This window comes from Methylobacterium crusticola (genome assembly GCF_003574465.1).
Lineage (GTDB): Bacteria > Pseudomonadota > Alphaproteobacteria > Rhizobiales > Beijerinckiaceae > Methylobacterium > Methylobacterium crusticola.
In genome coordinates, this window is the sequence record NZ_QOWC01000067.1 from 1 (window position 1) to 25,758 (window position 25,758).

The 25,758-nt window shown below is 74.2% G+C and carries 26 protein-coding genes; 13 read left to right on the plus strand and 13 right to left on the minus strand.

All coding sequences use genetic code 11. The features are described 5' to 3' along the window. Positions 1 to 225: 225 nt before the first annotated feature. The 7 genes from DT057_RS19760 to DT057_RS19790 all read right to left on the minus strand — a co-directional run bounded on the left by DT057_RS19760 (position 226) and on the right by DT057_RS19790 (position 7,398). Positions 226 to 1,758: an acyl--CoA ligase gene (locus tag DT057_RS19760; RefSeq protein ID WP_128563817.1), complete on the minus strand. Its 1,533-nt coding sequence runs from the start codon at positions 1,756 to 1,758 to the stop codon at positions 226 to 228. A 28-nt stretch (positions 1,759 to 1,786) separates the two neighbouring features. Next, a complete protein-coding gene (locus DT057_RS19765; protein ID WP_128563818.1) occupies positions 1,787 to 2,794 on the minus strand; it encodes a ketopantoate reductase family protein in 1,008 nt (335 codons plus the stop codon). A gap of 203 nt (positions 2,795 to 2,997) precedes the next feature. Continuing rightward, on the minus strand, positions 2,998 to 3,987 hold the full coding sequence (locus tag DT057_RS19770; protein WP_128563819.1) for a MaoC family dehydratase: 990 nt from the start codon (positions 3,985 to 3,987) through the stop codon (positions 2,998 to 3,000). Between the two features lie 80 nt (positions 3,988 to 4,067). Continuing rightward, positions 4,068 to 4,733, minus strand: a complete 666-nt coding sequence (nfi, locus tag DT057_RS19775) for a deoxyribonuclease V (protein WP_128563820.1) — start codon at positions 4,731 to 4,733, stop codon at positions 4,068 to 4,070. A 28-nt stretch (positions 4,734 to 4,761) separates the two neighbouring features. Next, entirely contained in the window at positions 4,762 to 5,859 is a 1,098-nt protein-coding gene (gene ychF, locus DT057_RS19780; RefSeq protein ID WP_128563821.1) for a redox-regulated ATPase YchF, read from the minus strand. An 85-nt stretch (positions 5,860 to 5,944) separates the two neighbouring features. After that, positions 5,945 to 6,556 carry an aminoacyl-tRNA hydrolase gene (gene pth, locus DT057_RS19785; protein ID WP_128563822.1) on the minus strand — a complete coding sequence of 204 codons (612 nt, stop codon included), beginning with the start codon at positions 6,554 to 6,556 and terminating at the stop codon, positions 5,945 to 5,947. A 176-nt stretch (positions 6,557 to 6,732) separates the two neighbouring features. Then, the gene (locus DT057_RS19790) at positions 6,733 to 7,398 is read right to left on the minus strand and encodes a 50S ribosomal protein L25/general stress protein Ctc (RefSeq protein ID WP_128563823.1); all 666 of its coding nucleotides are present in this window, start codon (positions 7,396 to 7,398) and stop codon (positions 6,733 to 6,735) included. A gap of 299 nt (positions 7,399 to 7,697) precedes the next feature. Between DT057_RS19790 and DT057_RS19795 the strand changes: the two genes are divergently transcribed. Beyond that, positions 7,698 to 8,195, plus strand: a complete 498-nt coding sequence (locus DT057_RS19795) for a retropepsin-like aspartic protease family protein (protein ID WP_128563824.1) — start codon at positions 7,698 to 7,700, stop codon at positions 8,193 to 8,195. Positions 8,196 to 8,200: 5 nt separating this feature from the next. Here the strand turns inward: DT057_RS19795 and DT057_RS19800 are convergent, their stop codons facing one another. The 3 genes from DT057_RS19800 to DT057_RS19810 all read right to left on the minus strand — a co-directional run bounded on the left by DT057_RS19800 (position 8,201) and on the right by DT057_RS19810 (position 10,192). Next, complete coding sequence (locus DT057_RS19800) at positions 8,201 to 8,935, minus strand: TadE/TadG family type IV pilus assembly protein (RefSeq protein WP_128563825.1); 735 nt, start codon at positions 8,933 to 8,935, stop codon at positions 8,201 to 8,203. After that, a complete protein-coding gene (locus DT057_RS19805; protein WP_128563826.1) occupies positions 8,932 to 9,564 on the minus strand; it encodes a TadE/TadG family type IV pilus assembly protein in 633 nt (210 codons plus the stop codon). Before DT057_RS19805 ends, DT057_RS19800 begins: the two co-directional genes overlap by 4 nt. A 148-nt stretch (positions 9,565 to 9,712) precedes the next feature. Continuing rightward, positions 9,713 to 10,192 carry a pilus assembly protein N-terminal domain-containing protein gene (locus tag DT057_RS19810; protein ID WP_128563827.1) on the minus strand — a complete coding sequence of 160 codons (480 nt, stop codon included), beginning with the start codon at positions 10,190 to 10,192 and terminating at the stop codon, positions 9,713 to 9,715. 345 nt (positions 10,193 to 10,537) lie between these two features. On the opposite strand from DT057_RS19810, the gene DT057_RS19815 reads away from it, so the two are divergent. The 9 genes from DT057_RS19815 to DT057_RS19855 all read left to right on the plus strand — a co-directional run bounded on the left by DT057_RS19815 (position 10,538) and on the right by DT057_RS19855 (position 19,578). After that, on the plus strand, positions 10,538 to 10,711 hold the full coding sequence (locus tag DT057_RS19815) for a Flp family type IVb pilin (RefSeq protein WP_128563828.1): 174 nt from the start codon (positions 10,538 to 10,540) through the stop codon (positions 10,709 to 10,711). A 143-nt stretch (positions 10,712 to 10,854) separates the two neighbouring features. Beyond that, positions 10,855 to 11,361 (plus strand): A24 family peptidase, encoded by a 507-nt coding sequence (locus DT057_RS19820; RefSeq protein WP_128563829.1) that lies wholly within the window; start codon positions 10,855 to 10,857, stop codon positions 11,359 to 11,361. Positions 11,362 to 11,510: 149 nt separating this feature from the next. Further along, the gene (cpaB, locus tag DT057_RS19825; protein WP_128563830.1) at positions 11,511 to 12,317 is read left to right on the plus strand and encodes a Flp pilus assembly protein CpaB; all 807 of its coding nucleotides are present in this window, start codon (positions 11,511 to 11,513) and stop codon (positions 12,315 to 12,317) included. A 44-nt stretch (positions 12,318 to 12,361) separates the two neighbouring features. After that, a complete protein-coding gene (locus DT057_RS19830; protein WP_128563831.1) occupies positions 12,362 to 13,912 on the plus strand; it encodes a type II and III secretion system protein family protein in 1,551 nt (516 codons plus the stop codon). Positions 13,913 to 13,932: 20 nt separating this feature from the next. Then, positions 13,933 to 14,661, plus strand: a complete 729-nt coding sequence (locus DT057_RS19835; protein WP_128563832.1) for a CpaD family pilus assembly protein — start codon at positions 13,933 to 13,935, stop codon at positions 14,659 to 14,661. Positions 14,662 to 14,748: 87 nt separating this feature from the next. Continuing rightward, positions 14,749 to 15,993 (plus strand): nucleotide-binding protein, encoded by a 1,245-nt coding sequence (locus tag DT057_RS19840; RefSeq protein ID WP_128563833.1) that lies wholly within the window; start codon positions 14,749 to 14,751, stop codon positions 15,991 to 15,993. Between the two features lie 92 nt (positions 15,994 to 16,085). Further along, positions 16,086 to 17,540, plus strand: coding sequence for a TadA family conjugal transfer-associated ATPase (locus DT057_RS19845; RefSeq protein WP_128563834.1), 1,455 nt, complete (start codon positions 16,086 to 16,088; stop codon positions 17,538 to 17,540). A 61-nt stretch (positions 17,541 to 17,601) separates the two neighbouring features. Next, positions 17,602 to 18,570 (plus strand): type II secretion system F family protein, encoded by a 969-nt coding sequence (locus tag DT057_RS19850; RefSeq protein ID WP_128563835.1) that lies wholly within the window; start codon positions 17,602 to 17,604, stop codon positions 18,568 to 18,570. Between the two features lie 45 nt (positions 18,571 to 18,615). Further along, positions 18,616 to 19,578, plus strand: coding sequence for a type II secretion system F family protein (locus DT057_RS19855; protein WP_128563836.1), 963 nt, complete (start codon positions 18,616 to 18,618; stop codon positions 19,576 to 19,578). Between the two features lie 125 nt (positions 19,579 to 19,703). On the opposite strand, the gene DT057_RS19860 is transcribed toward DT057_RS19855, so the two are convergent. Then, positions 19,704 to 20,525, minus strand: a complete 822-nt coding sequence (locus DT057_RS19860; protein ID WP_128563837.1) for a tetratricopeptide repeat protein — start codon at positions 20,523 to 20,525, stop codon at positions 19,704 to 19,706. Between the two features lie 223 nt (positions 20,526 to 20,748). On the opposite strand from DT057_RS19860, the gene DT057_RS19865 reads away from it, so the two are divergent. Beyond that, the gene (locus DT057_RS19865) at positions 20,749 to 21,042 is read left to right on the plus strand and encodes a hypothetical protein (RefSeq protein WP_128563838.1); all 294 of its coding nucleotides are present in this window, start codon (positions 20,749 to 20,751) and stop codon (positions 21,040 to 21,042) included. A 102-nt stretch (positions 21,043 to 21,144) separates the two neighbouring features. Continuing rightward, positions 21,145 to 22,536, plus strand: coding sequence for a leucyl aminopeptidase family protein (locus DT057_RS19870; protein ID WP_128563839.1), 1,392 nt, complete (start codon positions 21,145 to 21,147; stop codon positions 22,534 to 22,536). Between the two features lie 9 nt (positions 22,537 to 22,545). Here the strand turns inward: DT057_RS19870 and DT057_RS19875 are convergent, their stop codons facing one another. Beyond that, complete coding sequence (locus DT057_RS19875; RefSeq protein WP_128563840.1) at positions 22,546 to 23,487, minus strand: EcsC family protein; 942 nt, start codon at positions 23,485 to 23,487, stop codon at positions 22,546 to 22,548. Between the two features lie 252 nt (positions 23,488 to 23,739). Here DT057_RS19875 and DT057_RS19880 point away from each other — a divergent pair, with 252 nt between their 5' ends. Beyond that, positions 23,740 to 24,105 (plus strand): acyl-CoA thioesterase, encoded by a 366-nt coding sequence (locus DT057_RS19880; RefSeq protein WP_238312900.1) that lies wholly within the window; start codon positions 23,740 to 23,742, stop codon positions 24,103 to 24,105. Between the two features lie 7 nt (positions 24,106 to 24,112). Here DT057_RS19880 and DT057_RS19885 read toward each other — a convergent pair whose 3' ends face one another. Continuing rightward, the gene (locus tag DT057_RS19885) at positions 24,113 to 25,462 is read right to left on the minus strand and encodes an AmpG family muropeptide MFS transporter (protein ID WP_128563841.1); all 1,350 of its coding nucleotides are present in this window, start codon (positions 25,460 to 25,462) and stop codon (positions 24,113 to 24,115) included. Positions 25,463 to 25,758: the final 296 nt, after the last annotated feature.

A 25,758-nucleotide genomic window follows, 5' to 3' on the forward strand; every position in this document is an offset into this window, starting at 1 on the left:
CGCGCTCCGCGACGAGGCGGCGCTCGAGGACGTGGCGCACGACGCCGTGGCGCGTGAGGCCGCCGGGCGCGACGATGACGCGCGCGGCGACGCCGCGCTCCCGGCCGCGGACGCCCTCGTCGGTTCGCCGAGCGCGGCCCTGCACTGAGCCCGCCGGGACCGACCCCGCGCCAGCAAGGCCCCGCGCCAGCAAGGCCCCGCGCCGGCGCGGCGCGGGGCCGGCCCTCAGGCCAGCCCGAGCTTCTGCGCGAGCCCGATCCGCTGGAGCTTGCCGGTCGCGCCCTTCGGGATCTCCTCGAGGAGGAGGACGCGGCTCGGCACCTTGAAGGGCGCGACCCGGCCGGCCACGAAGGCCCGCAGGGCGGCCTCGTCGGACGCCTGCCCGTCGCGCAGCACGACCGCCGCCGCCACGTCCTCGCCGAGCTTGGGGTGGGGCAGCGCGAAGGTCACGCACTGGGCCACGGCCGGGTGGTCCATCAGGATCTCGTCCACCTCGCGGGGCGAGATCTTCTCGCCGCCGCGGTTGATGATCTCCTTCAGGCGGCCCGTGATGGTGAGGTAGCCGTCCGGGTCGAGCACGCCCTGGTCGCCGGTGCGGAAGAACCCGTCGGGGGTGAAGGCCTCGGCGTTGGCCTTCGGGTTCGCCTCGTAGCCCGCCATCACGTTGTCGCCCCGGATCACGATCTCGCCGGTCTCGCCCGCCGGGAGCGGCGTGCCGGCCTCGTCCACCACGGCGATCGCCGGGCCCGCCGCGAGGCCGACGGAGCCGGGCCGGCGGGGGCGCGGCGGCAGGGGATTCGACGCCATCTGGTGGGCGGCCTCGGTCATGCCGTAGGCCTCGATCAGGGGGGCGCCGAACACCTCCTCGAGCTCGCGCAGGACCTGCGGGGGCATCGAGGACGAGGAGGAGCGCAGGAAGCGCAGGGGCACGCGGGCGATGACCTCGCGGTTGCGGGCGGCGCGGCCGAGGATCGCCTGGTGCATGGTCGGCACGGCGGTGATCCAGGTCGGCCGCACCTCGTCCATCCAGGCGAAGAACTTGAGGGCGTTGAAGCCCGGCGTGCAGCACACGGCGCTGCCGGCCGAGAGCGGCGCGAGCAGGCCGGCGATGAGCCCGTGGATGTGGAACAGCGGCATGATGTTGAGGCCGCGATCCTCCGGCGCGAGGGCGAGGCTGGCGCGGACGTTGCGGGCCGAGGCGCAGACGTTGGCCTGCGACAGGGGCACGATCTTCGGCCGCGAGGTGGTGCCCGAGGTGTGCAGCACGAGGGCGGTCTCGTCCGCCTCCGCCGGGCCGCCCCGGGCGGCCGGCGCGCCCGCGCCGGGCAGATCGAGCCTGAAGCGGCCGGCACCGGCCTCCGGCGTCTCGCTCAGGCGCGCCACCGGCACCCCGAGGGATTCCGCCACGGCGACCGCCGGGCTCTCGCGGCCCGCCGCCGTCACCAGCACCCGGGCGCCGAGATCGGCGAGGTAGAACGAGAATTCCTCGGCCTTGTAGGCCGGGTTCAGGGGTGCGGCCGTGGCTCCGGCGGCGACGGCCACGAAGGCCGCCGCCATGGCGGGGCCGTTGTCGAGGACGAGGGCGACCCGGTCGCCGCGCCCGATCCCGTGGGCGTTCAGCGCCGCCACGGTGTCGCGCATCTGGGCGCGCAGGCCCCCGAAGCTCAGGGGAGCGCCCCCGGGCGCGCCGAGGGCGGTCGCGTCCTCGGCGCCCGCCCGCATCAGGGCGTCGATCGTGCGTGCGGATTGCTCGGCCATCACGGCCCCTCCCCTGGTCTGTGCCCCGTCACGCGCCGCGCACCTCGAGCCGGCCGCGCGCCTCCTCGAGCGTGCGGGCGAGCAGGCGCGTGCAGGCGTAGATCGCGTCGATCGACGGCGTCGGGATGCCGGTCAGGCGGCCGAGCTCGACCACCGAGCCCACGAGCGCCTCGAGCTCCACGGGACGGCCGGCCTCGACGTCCTGGAGCATCGAGGTCTTGTGGGCGCCGACCTTCTCGGCCCCGGCGATGCGCCGCTCGATCCCGAGCTTGAACGTCACCCCGAGGTGGTTCGCGATCGCCTCCGCCTCCCGCATCATCGCGGCCGCGAGGGCCCGGGTCTCGGGGAAGCGGCAGATGTCGACGAGGGTCGCGTGGGTGAGCGCGCTGATCGGGTTGAAGCTGAGGTTGCCCCAGAGCTTGAGCCAGATCTCGGCCCGGATGTCGCTCGTCACGGGCGCGCGGAAGCCCGCCGCGACGAGGCGCCGGGCGAGCGCCTGCACCCGGGGCGTCACCGCCCCGGAGGGCTCGCCGAGGCCGAAGCGGTTGCCCTCCACCACCGTGACGAGGCCGGGCTCGGTCAGCATTGCGGCCGGGTAGACCACGCTGCCGATCACCCGCTCGGGGTCGATCGCCGCCGCGATCAGCCCGCCCGGGTCGGCGGTCTCGAGCCGCGTGCCCGCGAGGGGACCGCCGTGCCGGTGGAAGTACCACCACGGGATGCCGTTCTGCATCGTCACCACGACCGTGTCGGGACCGATCAGGTGCGCGAGGTCCGCGGCCATCGGGCCGACCTGGTGGGCCTTGAGGGTCAGGAGCACGACCTCGTGGGGACCGGCCTCCGCCATGGACTGGGTGGCGCGCACGTCCTTGGCGTGGCGCCGGCGGCCGTCCTCCTCGACGAGGCGCAGGCCGTCCCGCCGGATCGCCGCGAGGTGGGGGCCGCGGGCGATCAGGGTCACGGCCTCGCCGGCATCGGCGAGCCTCGCCCCGAGGAACCCCCCGATGGCGCCCGCCCCTACGATCGCGATGCTCATCGCGCCTCCCCGTGGTGTCCGCCGGACCGTTCCGCTGACAGACAGCCCAAACCGGGCGCCTCGGCAAGCCCGGTCTTGGTGTGGCCCGGCCGCGGCGCCGGCGCGTCGTCGGCAACCGCCGCCGGGGCGGTCGCGTTCCGGGCCGGGCCGCCCCGGCGGCGGTCGCGTTCCGGGCCGGGCCGCCCCGGCGGCCTTCCGCCCGCTCAGCGGCAGGCCGCGAACCAGGCGCCGGTGAAGCGGAAGACGGGCTCGCCGTGCTGGTTCGTGCCGGTGCTCGCGTGCGTGACGACGCCCCAGCCGGGACGCGAGCGCGACAGGCGCTTCTCGGTCAGCGTCGCGTCGTACCGGATGGTGTCCCCGGCATAGACCGGCTTGAGCCATTGCAGGTCGCGGAATCCCGGCGAGGGACCGCTCGGCGCCACGGGCTCGCCGCGCTCCCGGGCGGCGGCCGCGCCGCGGTCGCGGGCCGCCACCATCCGGTTCATCCAGGCCGCCGCCGTGTGCCAGCCCGACGCGCACAGGCCCCCGAAATGGCTCTGCGCCGCGGCCGCCTCGTCGACGTGGAAGGGCTGCGGGTCGTAGGCGCGCGCGAAGGCCAGGATCTCGTCGCGCCCGAAATGATAGCTGCCGAGGTCGTACGGGACGTCGAGGGGCAGGTCCTCGAACCAGGCCGGCGGGATCGCGGCCGGCGCGGCCGCCTCGGGTGCGGGAACCGCCGGGGGCCGGGTCCGCGGCGGCAGGGGCGCGGCCCCGCGCCGGCCGAACATGGCCCAGAAATCCTGCGTCATCACGGTCTCGCCGCGGCCGTTCCGGATCTCCAGGACGATGCGCACGAAGCCGCGGTCGGGCTTGCTGGCGGAGGGGCGGGCCTCGCGCACGCCGAGCTGCACCGACAGCGCGTCGCCCGGCAGGACCGGCCGCAGCCAGCGCACCGCGTCGACGCCGGGCGAGCCCATGGAGCTCGACTGCAGGATGAAGCCCTCGGCCACGAGGCGCATGGTGAGGGCGCAGGTGTGCCAGCCGGAGGCGATCAGGGTGCCCACGAAGGTGTCGCGCGCGGCCGCCTCGTCGACGTGGAACGGCTGCGGGTCGTAGGCGCGCGCGAAGGCGACGATGTCCTCCCGCGTGACGCTTTGCGGGCCGCACGCGAGCTGGAAACCGGGGACGAGGTCTTCGAAGCAGTAGCGGGGCATGAGGGAGCCGCGTGAGTGACCGATGCCCGCCCGGCTATCACGGCCCGGGGCCGGCCGTCACGTCGCGCCCCCGCCCCGCCCTACGCGAAGGCCCCCGCCGCCTTGTGGGCGAGGCGGATCGGCTCGGGCAGCCGGTACTTCGGCGCGCAGGCGAGCACCAGCGCGACGCTGCCCGGGATGTCGGCGAGGTGCCCGGGCGAGATGAAGAGCGGGTTCCGGGCCGTCCTGGTGCGCACCACCGCCCCGATGGTCTCGCCCCGGTGGACGAGGGGCACCTGGGCGCCCTTCTCCTCCGGGAGGGGGGCGTTGCGGCCGACGAGGCGGGTCTTGCCGACCCCGATCGTCGGGCGCTCCAGCCACAGCCCCATGTGGCTCGCGATGCCGATGCGGCGCGGGTGGGCGGTGCCCATGCCGTCGAACAGGAACACGTCCGGCTCGCTCCTCAGGCGGGCGAACGCCTCCTCCAGCACCGGACCCTCGCGGAAGCTGAGGAGGCCCGGCACGTACGGGAACGGCGTCGGCGCGAGGGCCGTCACGGTCTCGACCACGCGGAAGTCCGGGAAGGTCGCCACCACCACGGCGGCGTGGGAGCGCGCGTCCCGCACGCTGACGTCGACGCCGGCGACGAGCCGCACGCCGGCGAGGTCGAGGGGCCGGTCGGCCACCACCTCGGCGGCGAGGCGCCGCTGGAGCGCCACGGCCTCGGCCGGCGTCAGGTCCCAGGCGTGGCGGCGGCGCAGGTCCATGGCGGCGGGCCGGAGGGGTCCCGGGCGGTCAGTTGGCGAAGCGGAAATGCAGCACGTCGCCGTCCTGCACCACGTACTCCTTGCCCTCGAGCCGCAGCCTGCCGGCCTCCCGGGCGCCGGCCTCGCCGTTGAGCGCCGTGTAGTCGGCGTACGCGATGGTCTCGGCCCGGATGAAGCCCTTCTCGAAATCGGTGTGGATCACCCCGGCGGCGCCCGGCGCCCGGGTGCCCTGGGTGATGGTCCAGGCCCGCGCCTCCTTCGGGCCGGCGGTGAAGTAGGTGATGAGGCCGAGGAGGTCGTAGCCGGCCCGGATGACGCGGTTGAGCCCGGGCTCCGTCAGCCCCACCGCCTCCAGGTAATCCGCCTGCTCGGCCGGGGGCAGCACCGCGATCTCGCTCTCGATCTTGGCCGAGACCACGACGGCCCGGGCGCCCTCCTGCGCGGCCCGGGCGAAGACCGCGGCCGAGTGGGCGTTGCCGGCGTCGGCCGCGCCCTCGTCGACGTTGCAGACGTAGAGCACGGGCTTGGCGGTCATCAGGCCGAGCTGGGAGAACAGGCGCTCCTCCTCGGGTTTGCGCGCGACGAGGCGGGCGGGCTTGCCGTCGCGCAGGAGCGGCAGGGCCCGCTGCACGAGGTCGAGGGCCTCCTTCGCCTCCTTGTCGGCGCCCTTGGCGCGCTTCTCCAGCGCCAGGACGCGCTTCTCCAGGCTCTCGAGGTCGGCGAGCATCAGCTCGGTCTCGATCGTCTCGATGTCGGCGATCGGGTCGACCTTGCCCTCGACGTGGGTGACGTCGCCGTCCGTGAAGCAGCGCACCACGTGCGCGACGGCGTCGACCTCCCGGATCGTGGCGAGGAACTGGTTGCCGAGCCCCTCGCCCTTCGAGGCGCCCCGCACCAGCCCGGCGATGTCCACGAAGGTGAGCCGGGTCGGCACGATCTCCTTCGAGCCCGCGATGCGGGCGAGGTCGTCGAGGCGCGGATCCGGCACCGCCACCTCGCCGACATTCGGCTCGATGGTGCAGAACGGGTAGTTGGCCGCCTGTGCCGCCGCGGTCTGGGTCAGCGCGTTGAAGAGGGTCGACTTGCCGACGTTCGGCAGGCCGACGATGCCGCATTTGAAGCCCATCAGATCATCCCATCCGGTTCGCGGCGGATGCCGGCCGCACCGGCCCGCGGCGCGTGCCCGCCTTGGCTGTCGGGAGCCGGGCCGGTCATGCCGGCCTCTCGCCCACGCGTTTCACCTCGTCCCAGCCCCGCCCCGCCATGGCGAGGTGGACCTTGTTCTGGAAGCGCGCGTCGTCGCCCGCCGCCAGCAGGGCGGCGTGCTCCGCCACGGCGTCGCAGAGATCCTCGACCCACGGCAGCTCGGCCTTGGCGAAGTCGTTGAGCACGTAGGCGTGGACGAGCGCCTTGTCGCCCGGGTGCCCGATGCCGAGGCGGGCGCGCCAGTACGCGTTGCCGCACTGGGCGGTGATCGAGCGCAGGCCGTTGTGGCCGGCATTGCCGCCGCCGCACTTCACCCGGAACCGGGCGGGTCCGAGGTCGAGCTCGTCGTGGAACACCACGACGTCGCCGAGCGCGATCTTGTAGAAGCGCTGGGCCTCCGCCACGGCGCGGCCGGACTCGTTCATGAAGGTCTGCGGCCGCAGGAGCAGCACGCGCTCGGTGCCGAGCACGGCCTCGCTCGCCTCGCCCTGGAACCTGCGCCGCCAGGGCGCCGCGCCGTGCCGGCGCGCGATGGCCTCGAGCGCCATGAAGCCGATGTTGTGCCGGTTGCCCGCGTAGCGGGACCCGGGATTCCCGAGGCCGACGAACAGCCGCATGGCGGATCAGTCTCACCGAAACGAGCGGAGGCCCCGGGGCCGCGCGGGCCCGCCGGAGGCCCGGCCGGAGACATGGGGACCATGTCTCGCGGGGCGGGCTCCGGCCCGGGGGCGGTCCGCGCGGGGTTGCGGAGGGGCCCGGGCCCGCGGGCCCGGCCCGCGGCTCAGCCCGCGGTTCAGCCCTCCTGGGCCTCCTCGGTGGCCTTCTCCTCGGCGGATTCGGCGCGGGCGGCCTCGGCCACGGCGGCCTCCTCGGCCTCCACCTCGGCGCCCAGCACCGTCGGGGGCACGATCGTGGCGACGGTCTCGGCGCCGTCGAGGGTGATCGTGGCGCCGGCCGGCACCGGCAGATCGGAGACGTGGATCGAGTCGCCGATGTCCTTGCCGGTCAGGTCGACCGTGATAGCGTCCGGGATCGATTCCGGCGCCACGTCGAGGGTCACCGTGTGCAGCACGACGTTGAGGGTGCCGCCCCTCTGGCGGATGCCCGGCGCGGCGTCCTCGTGCGAGAAATGCACCGGCACCTCGACGGAGACGGTCTGGCCCGCGACGACGCGCAGGAAGTCGACGTGCAGCGGCACGCCCGAGACCGGGTCGAGCTGGAAGTCGCGCGGGATCGCCCGGACCTTGCGGCCCCCGGACTCGATCTCGAACACCGTGGTCAGGAAGCCGCCGGCGTAGATCAGCGTGCGGGCGCGGACGAGTTCGATGGCGATGGCCTGCGGGGGCTGGCCCCCTCCGTAGACGACGGCGGGCACCTGGCCCTGGCGACGAACGGCCCGGGCGGCCCCCTTGCCGACCCGGTCGCGTGCCACGGCCTCAAGCGGCTTCACGGCGCTCATGGCGTGATCCTTCAGCGAGCAATGGTGAGGTTGGCTCAAACGCCGAAGGCCGCCCCGATCGAGAGCGGCCCTGCGAACCGGCGTCGCCGCGCCCGCTCCCGTCTCCGGGAGTCCGGCCTCCAAGGGTGTCCGGCAGGCGCGCCGGGCTCTTAGCAGCGCACCCGCCCGAAGGCAAGGCGGCGGCGCACCGGGGATCCGGCCCCCTCGCGGCGACCGGCCTGAGGATTCCTTAACGGATCGCCCGCGAATGTCGCGCGCGTGCCGCCGCGCGGGCCCGGCGCTGAAGAGGAGGCGTCCCGGTGTCCCGCCCCATCGTCTGGGCCCTCGGAATCCTCGCGACCGCGGCCCTGTCGGCCGGCGGCGCGACCGAGCGCCTCGCCGGCCTGTTCCGGCCCCCGGCGCCCGCCCCGGCCGAGGCCGGGACCTCCCTGACGGTGAGCCTGCACCAGGACCTGCGGGGCCACTACACGGTCCATCCCCTCGTCGAGGGCCGCACCGTGCGGATGATGGTCGATACCGGCGCGACGCTCTGCGCCTTCACGCAGGAGGACGCGGAGCGGGCCGGCATCCGGGTGAGCGGGCGCGACTTCGCCCGGCCGGTCGGCACCGCCAACGGGGTCGTGCTGGCGGCCCCGGTGCGCATCGGCGAGATGCAGGTGGAGGGCATCAGCGTGCGGGGCGTGGACGCCGTGGTGCTGCCGCGCGGGCAGCTCGGCACCAGCCTGCTCGGGATGTCGTTCCTGCGGCGCCTGCGCGGCTTCGAGGTCGCCGGCGGCCGGCTCACCCTGCGGGGGTGAGGCCGTCAGAACGCGGCCGTGCAGGGCGTCCCGAGGGCGGTGCCGTTCGGCAGGATGATCTCGGGGTTCGCGCTGTTGGCGATGCGGCCGTTGCGCACCGGCCAGGGGACCTGCTCGGTCATGGTCCAGTTCGCGACCTGCGCGCTGATCACCGGCTTGTACGGCATGGTGATCTCCACGAGGACGTAGCGCGCCCCCGCCGCCATGTAGGCGCCGGGCACGGCCGGCAGCGTGGTCGAGGCGGCCGGAGTGACGATGGTGCCGGCGGCGCCGCTCGACTGGGCGCTCGAGCAGATCTTGGCCCGCCCGGTGGCGTCGTAGACGCCCACCGCCTTGATGGTGAAGGTCGCCGTCGAGGCGTCGAAGGGCGACAGCACCGCGCGCGCGGCCTTGAAGATGGCGCCGAGAGCGGTCTGCGACACGTCCCCGGACTCGCGGGACACGAGGTCGGCCATGGTCCGCGCCGCGAGCGTCACCTTGCGGACGTTGCCGATGTACTGCGAGAGCTCGGTCGACCCGAGGTAGAGCCCCAGCATGAGCGGGAGCACGAGGGCGAACTCGACGGCGGCGATGCCCCCCTCGGCCCGGGCGAAGGACCGCAGGCCGCGGCGCGGCCCCGGGCCGGGCGCACCCGCCGCCTCGCCGCGGCGGGGCGGGCCCGCCGCCTCGGGACCGGGATCGGCCTCCCCGCGCGCGGCCCCCGGGGGGGCGCCCGCGGCCCGGCGGGAACCGGCGCTCATTGGAACGGCTCCGTCTTGAAGGCCACCGTCGACTGGAGCACGCGCGCCCCGTTCGAGAGGATGTTCGGGTTCATGAAGCCGAAGAAGACCGGGTACTCGACCGCGGCCTGCACGATCACGATCTGGCTCGGCCCCGGGCTCTGGTAGGCGGTGCCGAAATCCGTCCGCCAGGCCTTGGTGCCGGCGTCGACCGGGCTCGGCGGCGTGAAGCTCGCGCTGTCGGCCGGAGCCAGGACGTCGACCTTGATCTTGCTGCAATCGAACAGCGTGACGCGGCCGGTGCAGATGGCGTCCTTGAACTTCTGGGTCGCCACCTGCTGCGACGTCGTCCCGGTGGGGGGCGTCGGGTCCGAGGCGCGGGCGGCCTGGAACTGCCCGGTGTAGATCTGCCGGGCCGCATCCGCGACCGCGTTGTCGAGGTTCTGGGCGGCGAAGAAGCCGAGGGCCGTCTCCATGATGGCGGCGAGCAGGATCAGGAACGGCATCGCGACCATCGCGAACTCGACCGCGGCGACGCCCTCGCGGTCGCCCGCGAGCGCGAGGGCCCGACGCCCGAGGCGTCCGGCCCGCCCGCCCGGGTCGGCGCGGTCCGCCCCGCGCGCCTGCGCCTCGCCACTGCTCCGTCGCATCGTCACCCGCCGCGAGCCCCGCCCACTTCGCGGCCGCGAGTGTTAGGCCGAAACACTTGCCGAACCCTTGCGCCGTTCGCGCAGCGGGCGGGGCTCGGGGGGCGCCCCCGAGCCCCTTCCGGGACCGGGGGCGCGCCCGGCGACGAAGCTATTGCCCGGTCGCCATGGAGTTGCGCTGGCCGGCCTGCCCGCTGACCTCGGAGAAGTATTTCGGGGCGTCGCCGAGCTGCACGGCCGGCTGGCAGGCGGGGGTGCACGAGTAGGATTCGCGCTCGAGGCCGCGCTGCACCGTGACGACGGAGGGGCTGCCGGCCTGCACGCTGATGAAGGATTCCGCCAGCATCGCCCCGGACGGGTCGAGGGCGATCAGGTTGGTGCTGCCGAAGCTCTTGCCGGTCAGGATGACGATGCCGTTCCGCTGGAGCGAGACGTCCGCGATGATCGGGTTGCCGACCACCACCGTGGCGGTCCGCTCCGGCAGGCGGATCACCTTCGCGTTGTCGACCGAGACCGTCACGGTCCCGGCGTCGCTCTCCCGCGCCGTGGCGGCGCCGGTCGAGGCCAGGACGGACAGGGCCAGGGCGGCGGCCCGCAGGGCGGCGCGGGGGCGGCGGGACGGCGGGCGCATCGGATCGGTCTCGCGGGCTTCGGCTCGGCCTCCAATGAAGCTCGGGACGGTTGAGGAATCGCTAAGTCGCCCGGGGTGATCGGCGCCGGGTTTCCGCCCCGGGAGGGCCCGGCACCGGCATTGCCGGTCCGTGCCGTCCCGACCCGACGCGCGCGGTCTCGACATTTGGCGTCAACCGCGGGACCGGGCGTTAACCATCATTTGCACTCCCGTGAGACATCGCCGGCTCGCCGATCGTTTTAACTCAACCTCAACGGGGTCCACCCTACGGTGGCGCCAGTTCCGATCGGCACCCACACGATTGTCGACGGACGAGTCGAGGCCAATCAGTCGAGGAACAGAGTTATGACGAGCATTCTGAAGCGTTTCGTGTCCGACGAGTCCGGGGCCACCGCCATCGAGTACGGCCTGCTGGCGAGCCTGATTGCCGTCGCCATCATCGGCGCCGCGACCACCCTGGGCAGCAACATCGGCACGAAGTTCAACAACATCGCCGGCAACATCGCCACCGGCAAGTAACCCGAGGAGGCGCTGAGCCGGTCCCGGACGCGACCGGGCCGGTTCCCCCTCTCGGGGCTCCCCGCGCGCTGCGGCGGCGCGGTGGCCCGAGACCCGCGCCGGTCCCCCGACCGGTGCGCGTCCTGCCTGGAAGCGCGCGCTCAATGGCCACCCTCGCCCTCCTCGTCGTGTTCCCTTTCCTGATGGCCTACGCGGCCGCGAGCGACCTCCTGACGATGACGATCCCGAACCGGCTCTGCGCCGCCCTGGTGGTGACGTTCGCGGGGCTCGCGGCCGGCAGCGGCCTCGGCTGGCCGGAGGTGGCGAGCCATCTCGGGGCCGGGGGTGTGACCCTGCTCGCGACCTTCGCGCTGTTCGCGTTCGGCCTCATCGGCGGCGGGGACGCCAAGCTCGCCGCCGCGACCGCCCTCTGGCTCGGTTTCGACCACCTCGCCGACTACCTGCTCGTCGCCTCCGCGGCGGGGGGCGTCCTGACGCTAGGCCTCCTGCGGCTGCGCACCCACCCCCTGCCGGGCTTCGCCTCGGCCTGGCCGTGGGCGCTCCACCTCCACGACCGCCGCACCGGCGTTCCCTACGGGATCGCCCTCGCGGCCGCCGCCCTCGTGGTCTGCCCGGCCGCCTCACTGTGGCGGCTCGCCCTGCCGGCCTGACGGCGCCGCTGGCGCCAGGGTCCCCGGGGGCCCGGCCCCGGGGACGCCGGGTGATCGACGATTGGTTAACCCTAATTTGAGGAATGCCTGCTGAGTTCGGACCACGGGCGGCGTGAGGCCGTTCGTCTCGGTCCCCGGTTCCGGCATCCATGAAATCGTCGCGTCTCCTCCTCATCGGCGTCGCCGTCGTCTCGGGCACGGCGGCCTTCTACCTGATGAGCGGCCGCGAGCCGCCTCCGGCGCCCGTGGTCCAGCAGGCGGCCCCGCCGCCGCCCGCCGACACCGTCGACGTGCTGGTGGCCGCCGCCGAGCTCCCGCTCGGGCAGACGCTGAAGCCGGCCGACCTGCGCTGGCAGCCCTGGCCCAAGGGCGCGGCGGGGGACGGCTTCCTCCAGCGCAGCGCCGTCCCGACCGCCCTCGAGGACACGACCGGCTCCATCGTCCGCAGCCCGTTCCTGGCCGGCGAGCCGATGCGGCGCGAGAAGCTCATCAAGGCGAACGGCAGCGGCTTCCTGTCGGCGATCCTGCCCTCGGGCATGCGCGCCGTGGCGATCTCCATCGATGCGCGGGGCAGCAACACCGCCGGCGGGTTCATCCTGCCGAACGACCGGGTCGACGTCCTGCGCACCTACCGCGACGAGGAGGCCTCGCGCACCGGCAATTCCGACGTGCAGCTCTCCGAGACGCTGCTCACCAACATCCGCGTCCTGGCGGTGGGCCAGACCGTGCAGGAGCGCAACGGGGAGCGCGTCGTCACGGGCGACACCGCGACCCTCGAACTCACCCCGGCCCAGACCGAGGTGATCACCCTCGCCCAGAAGGTCGGCCAGCTCTCGCTCGCCCTGCGCAGCCTCGCCGACGCGTCCCAGGCCGCGCCGGACCCGGTCGACCGCAAGGCCGAGGCCGGCCTCACCGTGGTGCGCTACGGCGTCTCCAAGCAGATGCCGCGCCGGTGAGCGGCCCGATGGATCCCTGCGCCCCGCGCCACGAGAGCCGCCCGATGCCGATCCCCGACCCGCTTTCCCGGGCCCTCGCGCGCACCGCGCTGGCGGCGGGCGTGCTGGCGGCCTGCCTCCTGCCGCCGCCGGCCACCGCGCAGGGGGCGGGCGTGCCCGGCCTCACCCGGAGCGGCATCAGCCCGGCCCCGGTGGTCGCGGTGGGCCCCAACGAGGCCGAGGTGTCCCGGCGGGTCGACCTGACCATGGGGCGGTCCCTGGTGATCGACCTGCCGCGGGACGCCAAGGAGGTCTTCGTCGCGAACCCCAAGGTCGCCAACGCCGTCGTGCGCTCGACCCGCAAGGTCTTCATCATCGGCGTCGAGAACGGCGCCACCTCGATCTTCGTGATGGACGCCGACGGGCGCCAGATCGCCGCCCTCGACGTCACGGTCGGCCGCGACCTCAACGTGCTGCGCCAGACCCTCAACGGCAGCATCCCGGGCGGGCGCTTCGACGTGCGTCCGGCGGGCGACTCGGTGCTGCTCACCGGCTCGGTGAACTCCGCCGGGGAGGCTCAGCAGGCCGTCGACATCGCCAACGCCTTCGTGGGCATCGGCGGCGGGGGCGGCGCCAGGGGCGCGGTCATCAACAACCTCACGATCCGGGGCAAGGACCAGGTGATGCTGCGCGTCACCGTGGTCGAAGTCTCCCGGCAGGTGCTGAAGCAGTTCGGCATCAACACCAGCGCGAGCTGGAGCCCCCTCAATCCCCTCAACGTCGCCAACGGCGGCCCGCGCCCCTCCGACTTCGTCAACGAGACGCCGTTCCCGCTCTCCGGACAATCCTTCCCCGAAGGCAACCGGCTCCAGGCCTCCGTGCGGGCGGGCGGGTTCTCGCTCCAGGCGACGCTGCGGGCCTTCGAGCAGGCCGGCGTCTCCCGGGTGCTGGCCGAGCCCACCCTCACGGCGATCTCGGGCGAGTCGGCGAACTTCACGGCCGGCGGCGAGATCCCGGTCCCGACGAGCCAGAGCTGCACCGCCTTGGTGGGCAGCGGGGCGGGCGCCTCCTCGAACTGCGCCGTCGGCATCGAGTTCAAGCCCTACGGCGTCGCCCTGAACTTCACCCCGGTGGTGCAGTCGGAGAACCGCATCTCGATCCGGGTCGGCACGAACGTCACGGAGCTCGATCCCCAGAACGCGATCCTGGTCTCGAACGGCAACACCAACATCTCGGTGCCGGCCCTGACGGTGCGCAAGTCCGAGACCACGGTCGAGCTGCCCTCGGGCGGCACGATGATGACGGCCGGCCTGATCCAGCAGCGCACGCGCCAGGCCATCAACGGCCTGCCGGGCCTCCTCAACCTGCCGATCCTCGGCGCCCTGTTCCGGTCCCGCGACTACCAGCGCCAGGAGACGGAGCTGATGATCATGGTCACGCCCTTCATCGCCAAGCCGATGGACCCGGGCCAGGTCAGGAAGCCGGACGACGGCTTCACGGACGCCACCGACGGCCAGTCGGTGCTGCTCGGCCGCTTCAACCGCCTCTACGGCGTGGTCGGGGCCGCCCCGCTCGGGCCGACCTACCGCGGCCGGGTCGGCTTCATCACGGATTAAGACGGACCCCGAGACGCGCCATGATCCGCTCCGCCCGCCTCCTCGCCTCCCGCCTGCCGCTCCTGTGCGCCGCCGCGGCCCTCGGTGCCTGCGCCGCCGACCGGGCCCTCACCACGGGCTCGACCTACCCGATGACCGTGCCGGAGCGCCACCCGATCGTGCTCTCGGACAGCCCGCGCAGCCTCGACGTCTTCGTCACCGGCGTCGGCCACCTCGACCCGCGCCAGGCCGAGGACGTCGACGCCTTCCTGGTCGAGTACCGCCGCTACGGCCGCGGCACCCTCGCGCTCGAGGTGCCGCGCGGCTCGCAGGTGCCCGGGCCGGCGGTGCAGCGCACCCTCGCGCTCGTCCGGGCGCAGGCCGCCTCCCGGGGGGTGACGCCCCGGGAGATCGTGCTCGCCCCCTACCCGGTCGCCAACGTGGCGGTGAGCGCGCCGGTGCGCCTGAGCTTCCAGCGCATGCAGGCCAAGGTCGCGGGCGCCTGCGGGCTGTGGCCCCAGGACCTCGGCGTGACGGGCGCGGGCTTCAACGCCCGCAACGAGCCGTACTGGAACCTCGGCTGCGCGACGCAGTCCAACGTCGCGAGCCAGATCGCCGACCCGGTCGACCTCGTGCGGGCCCGCCAGGAGGGCCGGATCGACACGGTCATCCGGACGCAGGACCTCCAGGACCTCCGGACCGGAAAGGATCCGTCAACCACTTGGAAGCAGGATGGGCGCGCGAGCGTGAAGTCGCAGGTGACCCAGTGATGCGGACGCGCCGGACGGGCACCGTCGCCGGGGCCGTCCTCGGCCCGGCGGCAGCGCTCCCCGGAACCGCGAGGGCGAAGGCGCGCCATGTCTGAGACGACCGAGACCGCCGGCCGGGTGATCGCGCCGGTCCCGCGCATCACCATCCAGGCGTTCTGCGAGACGCCCGACGTCGCGGCCGTGATCGAGGACGCGGCCGGCGACCGGCGCATGCAGAAGGCGCACCTGAAGGTGCAGATGGGCGGGGCGCCCGCCGCCGTCGAGGCCTACCGCAACGCCCCGACCCCGAACGTGATCATGATCGAGATGAGCGGCGGCAAGGTCAGCCCGCTGAGCTACCTCGACAGCCTGGCGGAGGTCTGCGACGCGGGCACCAAGGTGATCGTGATCGGGCACGTCAACGACGTGCTGCTCTACCGCGAGTTCATCCGCCGGGGCATCAGCGAGTACCTGATCGCCCCGATCGATCCCGTGGCCACGATCGCGGCGATCTCCGACCTGTTCAGCGAGCCCGGGGCCGAGCCCCTCGGGCGCACGATCGCGGTGGTGGGCGCCAAGGGCGGCACCGGGGCCTCGACGCTCGCCCACAACATCGCCTGGTCGATCGCCCGCGACTGCGGCACCGCGACGGTGATCGCGGACCTCGACGTCGCCTTCGGGACCGCCGGGCTGAACTTCAACCAGGACCCGCCGCAGGGCGTGGCCGAGGCGGTGTTCGCCCCCGAGCGCATCGACGCCAACTTCGTCGACCGCCTGCTCTCGAAGTGCACCGACAACCTGAGCCTGCTCGCGGCCCCCGCCACCCTGGACCGCCCGACGGACTTCGCCGAGGGGGCCTTCGACGGGGTGATCGACATCCTGCGGGCGACCGTGCCGTGCATCGTGCTCGACGTGCCCCACGCCTGGCCGGCCTGGTGCCGGCGCATGCTGATCGGCGCCGACGAGATCGTCGTGGTGGCGGCGCCGGAGCTCGCCTCCCTGCGCAACGCCCGCAACCTGTTCGACCTGCTGCGCCAGTCGCGCCCCAACGACCGCATGCCGCGCCTCGTGCTCAACCAGGTCGGGATGGGCAAGCGCCCCGAGATCGCGGTGGCGGAGTTCGCCAAGGCGCTCGACGCGCCCGTGGCGGCGGTGGTGCCGTTCGATCCCGCCCTGTTCGGCACGGCCGCCAACAACGGCCAGATGCTGGCCGAGGTGCAGCCCGGCAGCAAGGTCACGGAGATCCTCGGCGACCTCGCGGGCGCCCTCGCGGGGCGGGCCGAGCCGCGGCGCAGCCGCGCCAGCCTGCTGGTGCCGATCCTCGCCCGGCTCGGCCGCCGCAAGGCGTCCTGAGCCGGGGACGCCGAGACGCAAGACTTGCCCGGAGGCCGACCCCGCGACGGGCCCGCTAACCCTCCCCGTTCCCCAGGAAGGCCGCAGATCCCATGTTCGGCAGGAGACCCGGAGCGACGGCCCAAAAGATCGCGGCCGGCCCCGCGCCGCTCGCGGCGGCGACGGCGCCGGTGTTCCAGGACAGCGCCCGGTCCGACGCCGCCCGGCCGGTGCCGGCCCGCGAGGCCCCGCCCGCGCCCGACGCCGCGCGCTCGGACGAGTACTACCGCACGAAGAGCATGATCTTCGGCGCCCTGATCGAGGCGATCGACCTCGCCCAGCTCGCCCGCCTCGAACCCGACGCCGCCCGGGAGGAGATCCGCGACATCGTCACGGAGATCATCGGCCTCAAGAGCGTGGTGATGTCCATCGCCGAGCAGGAGGAGCTGCTCGACGACATCTGCAACGACGTGCTCGGCTACGGCCCGCTCGAGCCGCTGCTCAACCGCGACGACATTGCGGACGTGATGGTGAACGGCGCCAACCGGACCTACATCGAGGTCGCCGGCAAGATCCAGATGACGTCGGTGCGCTTTCGCGACAACCAGCAATTGATGAACATCTGCCAGCGCATCGTGAGCCAGGTCGGGCGCCGGGTCGACGAATCCTCGCCCATCTGCGATGCCCGCCTGCCCGACGGCTCCCGCGTCAACGTGATCGCGCCGCCGCTCGCCATCGACGGCCCCGCCCTCACCATCCGCAAGTTCAAGAAGGACAAGCTCACCCTCGACCAGCTCGTGCGCTTCGGCTCGATCTCGCCCGAGGGCTCCCGGATCCTCCAGATCATCGGCCGGGTGCGCTGCAACGTGGTGGTGTCGGGCGGCACCGGCTCGGGCAAGACCACGCTCCTCAACTGCCTCACGCGCTACATCGACGACGACGAGCGCATCATCACCTGCGAGGACGCGGCCGAGCTGCAGCTTCAGCAGCCCCACGTGGTGCGCCTCGAGACCCGGCCGCCGAACCTCGAGGGCCAGGGCCAGGTCACGATGCGCGACCTGATCAAGAACTGCCTGCGCATGCGGCCCGAGCGGATCATCGTCGGCGAGGTGCGCGGGCCCGAGGCCTTCGACCTGCTCCAGGCCATGAACACCGGCCACGACGGCTCCATGGGCACGCTGCACGCCAACTCGCCGCGGGAATGCCTGTCGCGCATCGAGTCGATGATCTCGATGGGCGGCTACAACCTGCCCTCCAAGACCCTGCGGGAGATGATCGCCGGCTCGATCGACGTGGTGGTGCAGGCCGCCCGCCTGCGCGACGGCTCGCGCCGCATCACCCACATCACCGAGGTGCTGGGGATGGAGGGCGACGTCATCATCACCCAGGACCTGTTCCTGTACGACATCGTCGGCGAGGACGCGAACGGCAAGCTGATCGGCCGCCACCGCTCGACCGGCATCGGCCGGCCCCGGTTCTGGGAGCGCGCGCGCTACTACGGCGAGGACCGGGCGCTCGCCGCCGCCCTGGACGCCGCGGAGATCCGCGAGACGGACGACGCACCGTGAGCCGCCCGCGCGCCCCGGCCTCCGGCAACGCGGCCCCCGGCCGCGCCGGCAGGAGGCGCCCGTGCCCGAACTGAGCGCCGTCGCGGCGTCGGTCCTCCTCGCGGTCTCGGCGGTCGCCCTCGCCTCGGCGCTGCTCGTCCCGCTCCTGCCCGACGAGGCGCGGGCGAGCCGGCGCCAGCGGGCCGTCGCGGGCCAGCGCCAGGCCGCCGAGCGGGTGCAGACCGTGAGCCGGCGCGAGCAGGTGGCCAAGAGCCTGAAGGAGCTCGAGGCCAAGGAGAAGAAGGTCCGCCCGAGCCTGGAGCTGCGCCTGTCCCAGGCCGGGCTCGGCATCGGCAAGACCCAGTTCCACGTCGTCAGCGGCGGCGTCGGCGCCCTCATGGGGGTCGTCGGCTACGTGGCGGGGGGAAGCGTCATGGCGGCCCTCGGCCTCGCCTTCGTGGGCGGGCTCGGCCTGCCGCACTGGCTGCTGGCCTTCCTGCGCAAGCGGCGCCGCGCCCGCTTCGTGCTCGAGCTGCCGAACGCCATGGACGTCATCGTGCGCGGCATCCGCTCCGGCCTGCCCCTCGGCGACTGCCTGCGCGTCATCGCCCGCGAGTCGCCCGAGCCGGTGAAGACCGAGTTCCGGGCCGTGATCGAGGCCCAGGCCCTCGGCATCCCGGTCTCGGAGGCGGTGGCCAAGCTCTACGAGCGCATGCCGGTGCCGGAGGCGAACTTCTTCGCCATCGTGATCGGCATCCAGCAGAAGTCCGGCGGCAACCTGTCGGAGGCGCTCGGCAACCTCTCGCGGGTGCTGCGCGAGCGCCGCAAGATGGTCGACAAGGTGCAGGCGATGAGCATGGAGGCGAAGGCCTCGGCGGCCATCATCGCCTCCCTGCCCTTCGTGGTCGCCGGCCTCGCCTACCTCACGAGCCCCGACTACATCACGCTGCTCTGGACCACCCAGACCGGCCAGATCTCCCTCGTCTGCGCCGGTCTCTGGATGCTCGTGGGCATCGCGGCCATGCGCCGGATGATCCGCTTCGACATCTGAGCCTCGATCCGGGAGCCGGATCCGCGCCGCCGGGAGGGGCGGGCCATGGAGTACCTCACCAAGCTGATCGACCCGAGCTTCGTCGGAGCGGTGCTGACGGCCGTGGCGGCCGCCGCGACCGTCTACACGCTGGCCCAGCCCTTCCTCGAGCCCGACCGGCTCTCGCGGCGCCTCAAGGGGGTCGGCCAGGAGCGCGACCGGATCCGCCTGCGCGAGCGCGACCGGATGAGCCAGAAGACCAACCTGCGCCAGCCGCCCAAGGCCTACATGAAGCGCGTGGTCGAGCGCTTCCGCCTCGACAACTGGCTCGCCACCGAGAACGCGAAGAACAAGCTGATGATGGCGGGCTATCGCGGCCAGCAGGCCGAGATCGCCCTCCTGTTCTTCCGGCTGGTGATGCCGATCGGCTTCTTCGTCCTGTCGAGCTTCTACCTGTTCGTGCTGCGGGTGCTCGACCAGCCGCTGATGATCCGGATCGGCATCGTGGTGGCGGCGGTCTATCTCGGCATCAAGGCGCCCGAGATCTTCCTGAAGAACCAGACCGACAAGCGCCAGGCGCTGATCCAGCGCAACTGGCCCGACGCGCTCGACCTGCTGCTGATCTGCGTCGAGTCCGGCATGGCGATCGAGCACGCCTTCCGGCGGGTCGGGGCCGAGATGGCCAACCAGTGCCTCGTCCTGGCCGAGGAGCTGACGCTGACGACGGCGGAGCTGTCCTACCTGCCCGACCGGCGCGTGGCCTACGAGAACCTCGCCCTGCGCACGGGCCTCGAATCGGTGAAGAACATCACCACCGCGCTGATCCAGGCCGAGCGCTACGGCACCCCGGTCGGCCAGGCGCTCCGGGTGCTGGCCCAGGAGAGCCGCGACCAGCGCATGAACGCCGCCGAGAAGAAGGCCGCGGCGCTGCCCCCGAAGCTCACCGTGCCGATGATCCTGTTCTTCCTGCCCGCCCTGTTCGTGGTGATCCTGACGCCGGCGATGATCCAGGTCTTCAACTGGAAGTGAGCACCCCCCGGGCGGGAGGCGCCCGCTGCCCGCGGACGGGGTCATCGTGCCGGGGCCGCCCCGGGGGCGAGGGACCGCGGCGGCGGGGCGCGGGGGTCGTCCGCGCCGTCCCCAGGGGCTCCCCCTCAGGTGCCGGAGGGCGGCGCCCGGCGCTTGGCCGAGCGGTCGGCGGAGCGGATCGCCTGCCAGGCGTTCGGCTGGGACACGAAGGCGCGCAGGGCCGCGACGTTCTGGGTCGCCTCGGCGGGGCCGAGGTCGCGGGCGAGCACCTGCTCGGCCTCGCCGAACCGCCCCTGGAGCCCGAGCACCAGGGCGAGGTTCTGGCGCACGCGCCCGTCGGCGCGGGGATCGGCCGCCGCCTGGCGCAGGGTGGCCTCGGCCTGGGGCAGGCGCTTGGCGAGGGCGTAGGACAGCCCGAGATTCGACAGCACCGTAGGCTCGCCCGGCACGATCTTGAGCGCCGCCTCGTAGTAGCGCTGGGCCTCGGCGTGGTCGCCGGTCTGGTCGGCCACCGCCCCTTGCGCCGAGAGCACGCGCCAGTCGGGGTTGGCCGGCGAGTGGGCGTTGCGCAGCACCTCCGCGGCCTCGCCGAAGCGGCCGGCCTCCGCGAGGCTCTTGCCGTAGGCGGCGAGGACCGCCGGGCTGCGCGGGTTGCGCAGGGCCGTCTGCTGGAGCACGGCCGCGGCCTGGGGCTTCTGGTCGGTGGCGCGCAGGGCCTGGGCGTAGGCCAGCGCCACCCCGACATTGCCCTGGTCGGCCTCGTAGCGGGCGGCGAGGCGCCCGAGGTCGCGCCGCGCCGTCGCCTCGCCCGGTGCCCGCGCGTCGATCGAGCCCGTGGTCTCGGGCGAGCGCGAGAGGCAGCCCGAGGCCATGAGCGCGAGGGCGCCCACGGCGGCGAGCCGCCGGGCGCGGCGCAGGACGCAGGAGGTTTCGTCGATCGCAGGCATCGGCCACTCCGGCGGGGTCGGCGGCGCGCGCCGCCTCGGCCCGATGTTCCAGTTCGTACGGCGTTAACCCTAACCGGCCGTTAAGGCGCCCCGCCGCAGGCGCGCTCCCCGCGCGGCCGGCAAGGCTCGCCCCCGGGCGGGAGTGGCGGCCGGGGCGGGCGATGGGTTAGGCTTCCCGGGGCCGGCGGGGCGGCGCCGGCCGGGGCGTTGAGGGGTGTGGTCGATGACGGACGATGCGCAGGGGTCGGGGCGGCCCAGGGTGACGCTGCGCTTCGATCTCGAGAGCTTCGGGCCCGAAGATCGCGGCCTGTGGCCGGCCTTCCAGGCCGCCTGCCGGGATTTCGCCGTGGCGACCGGGCTCGAGGACGAGCCCGCCGAGGAGCGCACCGCCCGCGCCCGCGCCTGCCTGGCGGACCACGGCCTGCCCGCCGACCTCGACGCTCACCTGCTCGCGGCCTTCGACGATTTCGCCGCGTCCGGCGCGCACGCCGCCGCGAAATCGATCGGGGCGTACTGAGGCGGGGACCCGGAGACCGGCCCCGGACCGGCGCCGGCCCGCCGGCAGGTTGACATCCGGTCCCTGTTCCTCCCCCCTCCCCGGACCTCGACCAGACCGGGAATGCCGCGCGTGACCACTCTCCTGCCCGCCGCCGATGCCGCCGCCGCCACCCCGATCTGGTGCGTCGACGCGGCCGCCTGGGCGGGGCTCGCGGCGGAGCTGCCGGCGCCGGCCGTCGCCTTCGCGCGGGCGACCGGGTTCGAGGCGAAGCCCGGCCGGCTCTGCCTGCTGCCCGATCCGGAGGGCGGGCTCCTCGGGGTGCTGTTCGGGGTCGAGTCCGCGGGCGGGCGGGCCGATCCGTTCGCCCTCGGGCGGCTGCCGGACCTCCTGCCGGAGGGCACCTACGCCCTCGCGGCCCCGGTCGCCGACCCTGCCCTCGCGGCACTGGCCTGGCGGCTCGCCGGGTACCGGTTCGCCCGCTACCGGGAGCGCCCGGCCCCGGCGGCCCGGCTCGCGGCGCCGGAGGGCGTCGACGCCGGCGAGATCGGGCGGATCGCGGACGCGGTGGCGGCCGGGCGCGACCTCGTCAACACGCCCGCCAACGACCTCGGCCCGGCCGAGATCGAGGAGGCGGTGCGCCGCCTCGCCGGGCGCCACGGCGCCGCCTGCACGGTCACGTCCGGCGACGACCTCGCCCGCGACTTCCCGATGATTGCGGCGGTCGGCCGGGCCTCGCCCAGGGCCCCGCGCCTCGTCGACCTCGCCTTCGGCGACCCCGGGGCCCCGAAGGTGACGCTCGTCGGCAAGGGCGTGGTCTTCGACACCGGCGGCCTCGACATCAAGCCCTCCGCCGCGATGCTCCTGATGAAGAAGGACATGGCGGGCGCCGCCGTGGCGCTCGCGGCCGCCGAGATGGTGATGGGGGCGGGCCTGCCCGTCCGCCTGCGGGTGCTGATCCCGACCGTCGAGAACTCGATCTCGGGCAGCGCCTTCCGGCCCGGCGACGTCCTGAGGAGCCGCCGGGGCCTCAGCGTCGAGATCGGCAACACCGACGCGGAGGGCCGCTTGATCCTCGCCGACGCCCTCGCGCTCGCCGACGAGGAGAGCCCGGACCTCCTCGTCGACTTCGCGACGCTCACGGGCGCGGCCCGGGTGGCGCTCGGCCCCGACCTGCCGGCCCTGTTCACCGAGGACGACGCGCTGGCCGCCGAGATGGCCGAGACCGGCCTCGCGGTGAACGACCCGGTCTGGCGCCTGCCGCTCTGGGCACCCTACGCGAGCCTGCTCGACTCGAAGATCGCCGACATCAACCACGTCTCGGGCGGCCCGTTCGCGGGGGCCGTGACGGCGGCGCTGTTCCTGCGCCGCTTCGCCCCGTCCGCCCGGGCCCACGCCCATCTCGACCTCTACGGCTGGAACCCGGCCGCGCGGCCGGGCCGGCCCGAGGGCGGCGAGGTCCAGACCGCGCGGCTCGTCTACGCGCTGCTGCGGCGCCGGTACGGCCGCGCCTGACGGCCGTCCTCAGGCAGCGAGCGCCGCCCGCTCCGCCTCGTAGGCCTCCCGCACCACCGCCCTGCCGTAGCGGCGCTCCAGGCGCCGCACGGTGAAGTGGGCCCGGGCGATGGCCTGGAAGTGGTCCATGAAGGCGGTGTTCACCGCCGCCCCGCCGAGGGCGCCGATCACCGGCACCGCCTGGGCGGCCAGCTTCTGCGAGACGACGCCCCCGAAGCGGGCGCCGACCTGGGCGGCGAAGCGCATCAGCGCGGGCGCGGTCTCGTCCACCATCCCGCGGCCGGCCGCGTAGCGGGCCGCCTCCGCCATCGCCTTGGCGAGCGCCCCCCGCACCGCGAAGTAGCCGCTGTCGGCCGCGGTCGCCTCGCCGGCGCCGCCGCGCCCGCCGAGCGCGAAGACCTGCATGCAGGCGAGGGCGCCCTCCGGCGTGGCAACGTCCTCGCCCTCGCGCTGGGCGATCTCGGCGATCGAGCGCAGCATCAGCGTCGTGGAGACCGGCAGTTCGACCGCGAGCGAGGTGAGGCCGAAGGCGCCCCCCACCGCCCCGGAGAACGCCGCCAGCGCCTTGTGCCCGCGGTCGCCCGGGGGGAAGCGCTCCAGGAAGTCGAGGGCGCGGGACCGCAGGGAGGCCGCCGGCCCCTCGGGCGCGGCCGACGCGAGGGCGTTCGCGCCGCTCGCCCGCTGCGGCAGGGTCGCGAGGGCCACCCGCAGCGCGCCCTTCATGGCGCTCTCCGTGGCGTGGCTCACGGCCTCGGCCACCTGGGTCGGCAGCGCCCGGCCGATCATGTCGAGGGGGGCGCCCGCGATGGCCGAGAGCCGCCCGGCGAGGCTCGGGCGCTCGAGCGTCGCGACCGCGCGGCGCAGGGCCTCCCGGTCCTCGGCGCCGAGGGGCTCGGGGACGCCGGCGGGAACGGGGGTCGGGGCGGGATCTCGGGCGACGATCTCGGTCACGGCGCTGCCTCGCGGAGGACGGCGGAGTACGGTCACGGTACAAGCCGGGAGGCCGGGACCCGGTTCCGCAAGGGCGCGCCGGCCGGAGGGCGCGGGGGCTGGCGCCCCGGCGCCGGACGGCTACGATTCGCGGCCCCGATCCCGCGCCCCGGCCGGAGAGGACCGCCCATGACCACTGCGCCCACGACCGTCCCGCCCCTGACCCCCTCGCCGTCCGGTGCGCTCGGCGTCCCGGTGATCCGCACCATCGCGATGCCGGCGGACACCAACCCGTCCGGCGACATCTTCGGCGGCTGGCTCATGGCGCAGATGGACCTCGCGGCCGGCAACGTCGCGGCCCGGCGGGCGCGGGGGCGCTGCGCCACCATCGCGGTCGAGGGCATGACCTTCCTGCACCCGGTCACGGTCGGCGACGAGGTCAGCCTCTACGCCCGGATCGTGGCGGTCGGGCGCACCTCGATGCGGATCCGGATCGAGGCCTGGCGCCGGGCCCGCGAGAGCGAGGAGGTGACGCAGGTCACGCAGGCCCTGTTCACCTTCGTGGCGATCGACGACGGGCGCCGCCCCCGGCCGGTGCCGCCGGCGCCCGCGGGCGAGCCGGACCCGGCGGACGGGTGAGCGCCCCTCAGGCCCGCGCGGCGAGTTCGCCCGGCTCCGCGGCCGGCACGCCGTCCGGCACCGCGTCCGGCGCGGCCGCCGCGGGCAGCCAGCGCAGGGCCAGGCACAGGATCGTCACCGGGATGCCGATCGACGACGTCATGGCGAAGAAGGCCGGGTAGCCCATGGCCTCGACGGCGAAGCCCGAGAGGCCGCCGACGAACTTGCCCGGCAGGGCGTAGAGCGAGGACAGGAGCGCGTACTGGGTCGCCGCGAAGGCCGGCGAGGTCAGGCTCGACATGTAGGCGATGAGCGCCGTGCCCGCGAAGGCGCCGGCGAAGTTCTCGATGCTGATGCTGGCGATCAGGAGCGGCAGGTCGTGCCCGGCGAGCGCCAGCCAGGCGAACATCAGGTTCGAGGCGGCCGAGGTGATGCCGCCGACGAGCAGCGTCGGGTAGAGGCCGAAGCGGCTCACCGCGATGCCCCCCGCGAAGGCGCCCGCGATCCCGACCCAGACCCCGTAGACCTTCGACACGGTGGCGATCTCGGAGAGCGAGAACTTCATGTCGATGTAGAGCGGGTTCGCCATGATGCCCGAGACGATGTCGGGCAGGCGGTAGACCGTGATCAGCGCCAGGATCAGGACGAGCCCCGCGCCCTTGCGGCGCATCAGGTCGGCGAAGGGGTCCACCACCGCCTCGCGGGCGGCCGCCCGCCAGCCCCGGCCGGCCGCCGGGGGCGCGGGCTGCCCCCTCGGCGCCGCGAGACAGCCCGCCACCGCGAGCCCCATCAGGACCGCCATGGTGGCGTAGGCCGGCGCCCACCCGAAGGCGTCGGCGACGAACAGGGCGCCGGCCCCCGCGCAGATCCGCGCGAGGCTGTAGCCGAGCTGGTAGGAGGCCAGCATCATGCCCTGGCGCTCGGTCGGGGCGGAATCGATGCGCCAGCCGTCCACCACGATGTCCTGCGTCGCCGACGCGAACGCGATCACCAGGGCGCAGCCCACCATGTAGCCGAGGGACTGGCCCGGATCGCCCCGGCTCATGGCGACGAGGCCGGCCGCGACGCCGATCTGCGCCGTCAGCATCCAGGCCCGCCGGCGGCCGAGGAGGCGTCCCAGCACCGGCACGTCGAAGCGGTCGATGACCGGCGCCCAGAGGAACTTCAGCGTGTAGGCGAGCGAGACGTAGCTGAGGAGCCCGATGCTGGAGCGCTCGATGCCCGCCGTCCGCAGCCAGGCCGAGAGCGTCGCGAAGACGAGCAGGATCGGCAGGCCCGCCCCGAAGCCGAGCACCAGCATCAGGGCCATGCGCCGGTCCGCCACGACGTCGCGCAGGGTGGCCCGCGTGCTCTCCAGCCAACTGACCCGGCGTGTCATGACCTTCGTCGTCCTCGCAGAAAATCCGGTCCGTCCCGTCCGGGGGGCGACGCATCCGGCCCCATGAAGTGGGCGGCAAGATGGACGAAGGGTTAACGCGCGGCGCGGGCCCCCGTCCCGTTCCGGGAGGCGGGACCCCTCCGGTGCGGCCCCGGGGCCCTGCGGCGCCGGGAACCCCCGCCCCGGTCGGGGGTTCGCTGGGGTGGGAGTGACACGGGGGCCCGCCGCGGCGGCCTGCCCCGGGATGTGCGCCGCCCGGGACGGATGGCGTGGGTGGCGAGGGCCGGCATGATCGG

Coding starts and splice junctions, on each gene's coding strand:
- DT057_RS19830 (WP_128563831.1), top strand. CDS start 12,362: ATGCCGATCCCCGACCCGCTTTCCCGGGCCCTCGCGCGCACCGCGCTG.
- DT057_RS19845 (WP_128563834.1), top strand. CDS start 16,086: ATGTTCGGCAGGAGACCCGGAGCGACGGCCCAAAAGATCGCGGCCGGC.
- DT057_RS19885 (WP_128563841.1), bottom strand. CDS start 25,462: ATGACACGCCGGGTCAGTTGGCTGGAGAGCACGCGGGCCACCCTGCGC.
- DT057_RS19840 (WP_128563833.1), top strand. CDS start 14,749: ATGTCTGAGACGACCGAGACCGCCGGCCGGGTGATCGCGCCGGTCCCG.
- pth (WP_128563822.1), bottom strand. CDS start 6,556: ATGCGGCTGTTCGTCGGCCTCGGGAATCCCGGGTCCCGCTACGCGGGC.
- DT057_RS19760 (WP_128563817.1), bottom strand. CDS start 1,758: ATGGCCGAGCAATCCGCACGCACGATCGACGCCCTGATGCGGGCGGGC.
- nfi (WP_128563820.1), bottom strand. CDS start 4,733: ATGGACCTGCGCCGCCGCCACGCCTGGGACCTGACGCCGGCCGAGGCC.
- DT057_RS19860 (WP_128563837.1), bottom strand. CDS start 20,525: ATGCCTGCGATCGACGAAACCTCCTGCGTCCTGCGCCGCGCCCGGCGG.
- DT057_RS19880 (WP_238312900.1), top strand. CDS start 23,740: ATGCCGGCGGACACCAACCCGTCCGGCGACATCTTCGGCGGCTGGCTC.
- DT057_RS19810 (WP_128563827.1), bottom strand. CDS start 10,192: ATGCGCCCGCCGTCCCGCCGCCCCCGCGCCGCCCTGCGGGCCGCCGCC.
- DT057_RS19790 (WP_128563823.1), bottom strand. CDS start 7,398: ATGAGCGCCGTGAAGCCGCTTGAGGCCGTGGCACGCGACCGGGTCGGC.
- DT057_RS19815 (WP_128563828.1), top strand. CDS start 10,538: ATGACGAGCATTCTGAAGCGTTTCGTGTCCGACGAGTCCGGGGCCACC.
- DT057_RS19820 (WP_128563829.1), top strand. CDS start 10,855: ATGGCCACCCTCGCCCTCCTCGTCGTGTTCCCTTTCCTGATGGCCTAC.
- ychF (WP_128563821.1), bottom strand. CDS start 5,859: ATGGGCTTCAAATGCGGCATCGTCGGCCTGCCGAACGTCGGCAAGTCG.
- DT057_RS19770 (WP_128563819.1), bottom strand. CDS start 3,987: ATGCCCCGCTACTGCTTCGAAGACCTCGTCCCCGGTTTCCAGCTCGCG.
- DT057_RS19765 (WP_128563818.1), bottom strand. CDS start 2,794: ATGAGCATCGCGATCGTAGGGGCGGGCGCCATCGGGGGGTTCCTCGGG.
- DT057_RS19865 (WP_128563838.1), top strand. CDS start 20,749: ATGACGGACGATGCGCAGGGGTCGGGGCGGCCCAGGGTGACGCTGCGC.
- DT057_RS19805 (WP_128563826.1), bottom strand. CDS start 9,564: ATGCGACGGAGCAGTGGCGAGGCGCAGGCGCGCGGGGCGGACCGCGCC.
- cpaB (WP_128563830.1), top strand. CDS start 11,511: ATGAAATCGTCGCGTCTCCTCCTCATCGGCGTCGCCGTCGTCTCGGGC.
- DT057_RS19835 (WP_128563832.1), top strand. CDS start 13,933: ATGATCCGCTCCGCCCGCCTCCTCGCCTCCCGCCTGCCGCTCCTGTGC.
- DT057_RS19855 (WP_128563836.1), top strand. CDS start 18,616: ATGGAGTACCTCACCAAGCTGATCGACCCGAGCTTCGTCGGAGCGGTG.
- DT057_RS19870 (WP_128563839.1), top strand. CDS start 21,145: ATGCCGCGCGTGACCACTCTCCTGCCCGCCGCCGATGCCGCCGCCGCC.
- DT057_RS19800 (WP_128563825.1), bottom strand. CDS start 8,935: ATGAGCGCCGGTTCCCGCCGGGCCGCGGGCGCCCCCCCGGGGGCCGCG.